The organism is Endozoicomonas sp. ONNA2 (assembly GCF_024606365.1).
GTDB lineage: Bacteria > Pseudomonadota > Gammaproteobacteria > Pseudomonadales > Endozoicomonadaceae > Endozoicomonas.
Genome location: NZ_JAHHPO010000304.1, coordinates 1 through 7,563, shown reverse-complemented (window position 1 = coordinate 7,563; position 7,563 = coordinate 1). Strand labels below are relative to the sequence as shown.

The 7,563-nt window shown below is 46.3% G+C and carries 7 protein-coding genes; 3 read left to right on the top strand and 4 right to left on the bottom strand.

Features of this window, described 5'->3' with window-relative positions; all coding sequences use genetic code 11:
• The first annotated feature begins 244 nt into the window (after positions 1-244).
• The 3 genes from KDK14_RS05515 to KDK14_RS05505 all read left to right on the top strand — a co-directional run bounded on the left by KDK14_RS05515 (position 245) and on the right by KDK14_RS05505 (position 4,290).
• On the top strand, positions 245-1,423 hold the full coding sequence (locus tag KDK14_RS05515) for a hypothetical protein (RefSeq protein ID WP_257264016.1): 1,179 nt from the start codon (positions 245-247) through the stop codon (positions 1,421-1,423).
• A 96-nt stretch (positions 1,424-1,519) separates the two neighbouring features.
• Complete coding sequence (locus KDK14_RS05510) at positions 1,520-2,686, top strand: hypothetical protein (RefSeq protein WP_257264015.1); 1,167 nt, start codon at positions 1,520-1,522, stop codon at positions 2,684-2,686.
• 371 nt (positions 2,687-3,057) lie between these two features.
• Positions 3,058-4,290 (top strand): hypothetical protein, encoded by a 1,233-nt coding sequence (locus tag KDK14_RS05505; RefSeq protein WP_257264014.1) that lies wholly within the window; start codon positions 3,058-3,060, stop codon positions 4,288-4,290.
• 113 nt (positions 4,291-4,403) lie between these two features.
• Here KDK14_RS05505 and mreD read toward each other — a convergent pair whose 3' ends face one another.
• From mreD to KDK14_RS05485, 4 genes are all read right to left on the bottom strand, one after another.
• A complete protein-coding gene (mreD, locus tag KDK14_RS05500; protein WP_257264013.1) occupies positions 4,404-4,889 on the bottom strand; it encodes a rod shape-determining protein MreD in 486 nt (161 codons plus the stop codon).
• Positions 4,889-5,779 (bottom strand): rod shape-determining protein MreC, encoded by an 891-nt coding sequence (gene mreC, locus KDK14_RS05495; RefSeq protein WP_257264017.1) that lies wholly within the window; start codon positions 5,777-5,779, stop codon positions 4,889-4,891. The genes mreD and mreC overlap by 1 nt, the downstream gene beginning before the upstream one ends.
• Positions 5,780-6,068: 289 nt before the next feature.
• On the bottom strand, positions 6,069-7,106 hold the full coding sequence (locus tag KDK14_RS05490) for a rod shape-determining protein (RefSeq protein WP_020585121.1): 1,038 nt from the start codon (positions 7,104-7,106) through the stop codon (positions 6,069-6,071).
• Between the two features lie 151 nt (positions 7,107-7,257).
• On the bottom strand, positions 7,258-7,563 hold a 306-nt coding region (locus tag KDK14_RS05485; protein ID WP_257264012.1), incomplete at its 5' end, for a hypothetical protein.

The following is a 7,563-nucleotide window of genomic DNA, read 5'->3' as shown; positions in this document are numbered from 1 at the left end:
AGCTAAATATCCTATTATCGGGATGATCGTTCGACCGATTCTGTCGCCCTGCCCCGGGAGGCTGTCCGAGAAATAGTGTTCCTAGCGAGGATTGGGAGAAATTTTGCTTCAGGTTTTTATGAGCTGAAAAACAACAAGAAAGTTGAAACTTATTCAGTAGATTGTGGTCAAAAGATTATTGTCAGGCAAATTTCAATCACTGATGGGCCAATTTTTAGAACAAACAATAACCAAGGAGTTTTTCATGAATGAATCATCAGCTGGGACACCACCACTGGATACCCTCCAGAATACACAAAACAGCCAATGGACCTGTGTAAGCTGGTTCAAAAAAATTTCCGATGCGGTTGCCAGTAAAACCTCCCGATTTTTCGGCCGTGTTGTTGCCGCTGTGGTATCGGTTGTTGCCTTTATTCCTTCACTGGCAATTGATCTTGCTTATGCTGCCAAAAGCCTGTACGACAGAAAAATCACCACACATGAGTCTACATCGCTTCCATGGAAAAGAAAAATTCATGATGGCTTTGTCCGGGACACGATGACAACACACAATCAATTTCTGGAAAAACATCTCTTGCATCAGCCAAAGGATATTCCACTGGCAGCTTTGGAAGCTTTGAATGATGCAATAGAAGGTGGCTTTCCATTTGAGTTGATTACTCCACACGATGATGTCCAAACAGTAAAGGCCCATGGATGGATAAGAAATGGTGAATCAAGGGACTACTACGATATTGGCGATGGCCAGGCGCTGGCATGCAATAAGTGCCGACACCAATTCTATGATGAGCTAATGATGAACAGCTACATGGAAAAGTTAGGTATTCCTACCATTGAAATCAAACCCGCTATTATGTGTTGGGAATTCGAGGGCATCAAATACAGAAAAGCGACATATATCACACCATCATTTAACGAATACGACAAACAAAATGCATTCCTGGCGCACAAATATCCTACTCATGATGAAGAAGAGCGACTGAAGGGCATAAAATTGTTACCAGAAGACTCGAATGAAAAGGCGGTTGAGAGCTGGGATGAGGCTTTAAAGCCACTGGTTAAAGATGTGAGAACCCTAATTGATCATGGTCTGACTGCATATAACGGTGTGGTCAACTACGCAGCGCCCTATACCCACAAATCGATCATTGTCGGAAAAGGCAATAAATTCCATTCAGGGGGGCCTGCTGATTATGAAATTCGCGCATTCCCCTACGAATTCGTTAACGAGAATGCTCAACTTCATCAACTTCCTCCTAAAAACAGGCTTTCCTCTGAAGATGAGCGTAAAACATTGCAACGATATATTGAGTCAGCCTTGTGGGTTCACTTTAATCCCAATACAGCCTTTTTACCAGCTGAGTATCAAAGTCTGGCTGAAAAACTTGCCGAAAGACACCTTCGCTATGAAATCAAAACTTAAAGAATTGGAACTTATTCTTTAGATAATGGTCCAAATATTTATGAGCTGTTCTTTAAACACTGGTATACCGATTATTTAAAATTAAAGGGATTTTTTATGAATGAACCGACAGTTGGTAACCCACTGGATACCCTTCAGAATGCAGAAAATAATGCATGGACCTGCGTAAGCTGGTTCCAAAAAATCTCCGATGCGGTTGCCAGTAAAACCTCTCGGGTTTTTGGCCGTGTTGTTGCCACTGTGGTATCGGTGGTTGCCTTTATTCCTGCACTGGCAGTTGACCTTGCTTGTGCTGCCAAGAGCCTGTATGACAGAAAAATTACCATACATCAAACTCTGGACCCCAATCTTTTGGTTATTTCAAAAGCCGATGGACACTGGCAAAGATACATTACTGATGAAGATGTCAGAAAGACGATGGAAGAGCACGCACGATTTGTGGCAGAAAATATCCAGGATTATCCATATGACAATCCAAGAGAAGCTTACGATTATTTATGTAGTAATGTTCGTCGGATTTCGTTGGTTACTCAAGAGGGTTCCAATCGAGTAAAACTTATGCATCAGGTGAAACATGAAGCATCAATTGAATTGTACGATATTGGCAATGGTCGGTTACTGGCAATTAGTCCAGACTCACACCAATTCTATGATCAGTTAATGATGCACACGTACCTGGAAAAATTGGGTATTCCTACCCATGAAACCAAACCCGCTGTTATTCGTTGGCATTTCGAGGGCTCTCCATACTCAAAAGCAGCTTACATCATACCATCATTTAAAGCATACACGGAACAAAATGCGTTCGTATTAGACACATCAAAAGCTTATAATACTAGCACGGTACTAGACGATAAGAAATTATTACCTGACGACACGGAAGAATTGAAAGCTGAGAACTGGGATGAACTTTTAAATCCGCTGGTTAAAGACATCAGAACCCTCATTGATAATGGCGTTTCTACCTTGGGCGACCCCATCAAAGTCATTCTTGTTGGTAAAGGCAATAAATTCCACTCAGGGGGTTCTGCTGATTATGAGGTTCGTGCATTTCCATTTACTTTCTCAAGCAAGCACTTTCAACATGATCAATTCCCCGTGAAAAAGCGGCTTAGCGCAAAAGAGGAGACTAAAACATTAAGGGCGTATATTCATGAAGTCGTTAATATGCAATTCAATTTCATGGCAAGATTGCCCCAAGAGTGGGAAACCCTGGTTGACAAACTGACTCGTAGACACAGCCGCCGATGGCATTTCCTGTAAAAAATAAAACCCCACACCAATTCCATGAAGAGTTTATGCACAGGTTGTCGAAGGGGATTGAAAAATCTGACAGGAAACGCAATGTTTCAGTTTTGAACTCAATGAGTCGTTTAAACAGGTTGTAAGCTTTGGTATTTTTGACTTTCTTACGCCCAAGGAGTTGTCTGGAAATAAACTCCCTATTTTCATTGCCTGACTGAACTGAGCTTGTCGAAGTTCGGTGACACGACCCTTCGACAAGCTCAGGGTGAACGAAAATCGGGAACTTATTAAAAGACAATTCCTTAAGTGAGGGGTGCTGGATAGTGGTCCAATTAAATAAGAATCAATTACTTACCAAAACATAATCAAAAGAAACAGAAGAGGTTTCCATGACCGGTCCGGTTAATTATCCCCCTCAGAATAAAGAAAATAGTGAATGGACCTGCGTGAGCTGGTTTAAAAAAATTTCTGTCGCTGTTGCCAGTAAAACATCTCCCTTTTTTGGGCGTGTCGTGGCTGCGGTGGTATCGGTAGTTACCTTTATTCCGTCACTGGCTGTTGATCTTGTATATGCAGTCAAGAGCCTGTATGACAGAAAAATTGCCAAACCTCAAACGATGGTTCAAAACCAGATACCAGGGAGCGGTTCACAAACTACCGTTCAAAGCCAGGTGCCAGAGAACAGTTATCAAATACCGGCTCCAAATCCTCCGTTGATTCCAAGAGCCAAAGTACAATGGCGAAGAGACATTCCTGATAGAGACGTCAGGGCTATAATGGGTCGTTACGATCTTTTTCTGGCAAAAAACATCACACATCATCCAAAGGAGATTCCAAAAGCAGCTTATCAACAATTGGATAAGGCAAAAAAAGGCAATATTCCGATTGAGCTGATTACTCCAGATGGGGTCACAACCATAAAACTCCAGGAAAGGCTGGGAGGTGGTGGATCAAAGATATTCTACGATATTGGCAATGGCCAGGCACTGGCAATGATTGCATCAGCGCACCAATTCTATGATGAGTTAATGATGCTTGGATACCTGGAAAAATTGGGTATTCCTACCAATGAAATCAAACCCGCTATTATCAGGTGGGAATTCCAGGACAAAAAATACACAAGAGCAACCTACATTGCGCCATCATTTAACGCTTACGCAGAACACAATGCTTTTGTATTGGACGGCAAAAATTATCTTGAGGCTGCCAGCCGACTGGACGACAGGAAGGTGTTACCTGCGGACAAGGATTCATTTACCCTTGACAACTGGGATCAAGTGTTAATGCCACTGGTTAAGGATATCAGAACCCTCATTGATAATGGAGTTTCCACACTGGATGATGCCTGCAGTGCCATTCTTGTCGGCAAAGGTACTAAATTCCACTCAGGAGGTCCTGCTGATTATGAGGTTCGCGCATTTCCATTTGATTTCTCCAGCAAGCAGGCTGAGTACGTTGGACTCCCCGTTAAAGAGCGGCTTTCAGCTAAAGAGGAGGAATCAACCTTGAAGCAGTATATTAGGGCAGTCGTTACAGTTCAATTTGATGCCTACTCATGCGATTTGCCAGAAGAGTGGGAAAGCCTTGTTGTGAGTCTTACCAAAAGATACCTTCGCCAGTGAATTTTTCTGTAAAAAAGGCAGCGTTCGTTTTCTATGCTCAACCCGTCAAAGAGAGGTCGCCCCGGACCGGTGCTTTTCTCCTGCGGTATTTTGGTACATCAGTTATCAGAAGACTAAACCACCCGGAAATAGCGTCTCAAAAATCGCAGGCCAGACATAATCCAGGGCCACATAAGTGCACTGGATATTGAAGGCAGCAAATACCAGACAGAGGGAGTCGAATCGCCGACAGCACTGCGAACCCAGAGGAGCATCAGCTGATAAAAACCTATCATCAGGAACACCATGAAGGCCTGTTGCCAGACAGGAAATAACCGGAGCCGTCGATGCAGGCTGAGTACAATAAAAGCGACCATGATCATACCCAGGGAGTTCAGCCCAAACAGACTGCCCTGAAACACATCCAGCAGCAAACCTGTGATAAAGGCAAACAACAGACCAAACCGTTCCGGCAATACCAGCACCCAGTAGATCACCACCAGCGGAACCCATGCCGGGCGAACCAGTGATAGCCACTCAGGCAAAGGCATAATACTGAACATTGCCCCCATCAGCAGGGTCATCCACACCACCCAGTGGGCATTAGCCTGCTGCACCATTATTGCCTCACCTCATCAGTTTTCTTCTCCGCCTTTGTAGCATCGGGCTCTGAAGCATCTGTCGACTCAATCAGGCCAACCACTTCCCGAAAAACCAGAAGCACAACCCGGCTTCTATTCACTTCAGCCAACGGCTTGACTTCAATGGAGGCAAAGGCATCACCGGAATTATGGATAACCCCGGTAACTACCCCCACCGGGTATCCCTCAGGATAGATACCCCCCAGCCCGGAACTGGTCAGCAGATCACCCTCCTGAAAATCTTCAGTCACCGGAATATGCTGCAGTTCAAGGCGATCGGTACGGCCGGTCCCCGTAGCAATAGCACGGTATTTGGTTCGGTGATTTTGCACCGGAATGCGTGCCGCCATGTCGGTCAGCATCAACACGCGACTGCTGACAGGGCTGACTTCAATGACCTGGCCCATCACGCCATGGGCATCAAGAATGGCCTGTCCCTGGTAGACCTTATCAATGGCTCCCTTGTTAATGATGACCCGGTGCCGGAAGGGATCAGGGTCAACGCCAACCACTTCGGCAACCAATACTTGCTCATCCACCAGTTCAGAAGAGTTCAGCAGCTCCCGCAGACGGATATTCTGGGCTGTTAATGAGGCAAGCTTCTGGACTTTTTGTTCTAGAATCAGGTTTCGTGCTTTGAGGCGGGCGTTTTCCTGGAGCAAGTCGTTGTGCGACATCACCACCTGAGAAGCGGTTCCCCAGAGACGCCCTGGCAGATCGGCAAGGAAAAGAACAGGTGTAGCCGCAACAGTTAGCCATTGGCGAACCTGTGACAAGGCGCGATAGCTATGATCAAAATACAAAATCGCCAATGACAGGATGATCAGCAAAACAAAGCGCGTGACCAATGACTGGCGTTGACTGAAAATCGGTTTAATAACCTGCTCCTTACCAGGCCTCAGAACTTAATTGCCTTGAAAATGTCATATCAGAATACTGTCCTGTCGACACCTGTGTCTGGCTGACATTCCCAGTGATCAGCTGTGTAAAGTGATGAGTCCAGCACTTCCCGGAAAAACCCGGGCTACAAACCACTGATGCCAATGGCAACTAACTTTGCCTGATGGCAGACCAAAATAGCAAATCAGCAATACCTCCGGAGGAAATATTGCTGATCAAATTACAAAACAGGTGTTTGATTAACCGGGATGCCTGCCGCTAATCCGTGGATAACAGATCCATACGATGCTTATCCATCATCTCGATTGCCCTGCCGCCGCCACGGGCCACACAGGTGAGCGGATCTTCAGCGACCAGGACCGGCAGACCGGTTTCTTCACTGATCAGTTTATCCAGATCCCGCAGCAAGGCACCACCACCGGTGAGCACCAGACCACGCTCGGCAATATCAGAGGCCAGTTCAGGCGGGGATTGTTCCAAGGCACTCTTGACGGCCTGGACAATGGCCGTCAGCGACTCCTGGAGCGCTTCGAGAATCTCACCACTGTTCAGGGTAAAACTTCTGGGAATACCTTCCGCCAGGTTACGCCCGCGCACATCAATTTCCAGCAGCTCATCACTTGGATAAGCGATGGCAATTTCCTGCTTGATGCGTTCAGCAGTGGCATCACCAATCAGGCTGCCGTAGTTGCGACGGACATAAGTCACAATTGCATCATCAAAACGGTCGCCGCCAATGCGCACGGATTCAGAGTAGACAACACCACTGAGGGAGATAATGGCAATCTCTGTGGTACCACCACCGATGTCCACCACCATGGAACCACTGGCTTCTTCCACCGGAAGTCCGGCACCAATAGCGGCCGCCATGGGCTCTTCGATCAGATAAACTTCCCGGGCCCCGGCACCGAGCACCGACTCACGGATCGCCCGCTTTTCGACCTTGGTTGATTTGCAGGGCACGCAGACCAGCACACGGGGGCTGGGCTGGATAAAACTGTTCTCATGTACTTTGTTAATAAAGTGCTGCAGCATCCGCTCGCAGACATCAAAGTCCGCTATCACGCCATCTTTCATTGGACGAATAGCAGTGATGTTGCCGGGGGTTCGACCCAGCATCCGCTTGGCATCGGCACCCACAGCCACTACGCTCTTTTGAGTACCGAGATTGCGGATAGCAACCACAGAGGGTTCATTCAACACTATGCCCTTTTCGCGGACATAGACCAGTGTGTTGGCTGTTCCAAGGTCGATCGACAGATCGCTGGAAAACAGGCCACGTAACCTTTTCAGCATGTTATGGTGTACCTTGATTCAAGGCTTGGGTAATTCCGGAAACTCTAACAATGCTGCCTTCAGAGGGCAAGCAGCAATTGCGTACTGTGGGAACTGTGCCTGAATCATTTCTCAGAATAAGCATTCAAACAGCGGCTTCGTATAGTGGGATTTACCGAAATCCGGTTGATTGTCCGTGCGTTTCGTTAAACTGCAATGCTCTATTTTTACACCAATCAGCATCCCATTTACCATTTCTGAAAAGATGTTTCCAATAAACATCCTGTAGATCACCCGATAAATCCTTGAGAAATATGTGGGCAGACCATACATTAGCTGCTTGGGAATTGACCCGAAATAACTTCATCATTTTATTCAGTCCGGGAAATTGTCGCCGCCCGCTGCCCACAAAAGCACAAGTGATTCCAGCTTTTCGGGAAGCGGGTAGCGTCTGTAGAAATGTCGAAGTTATTTCAGG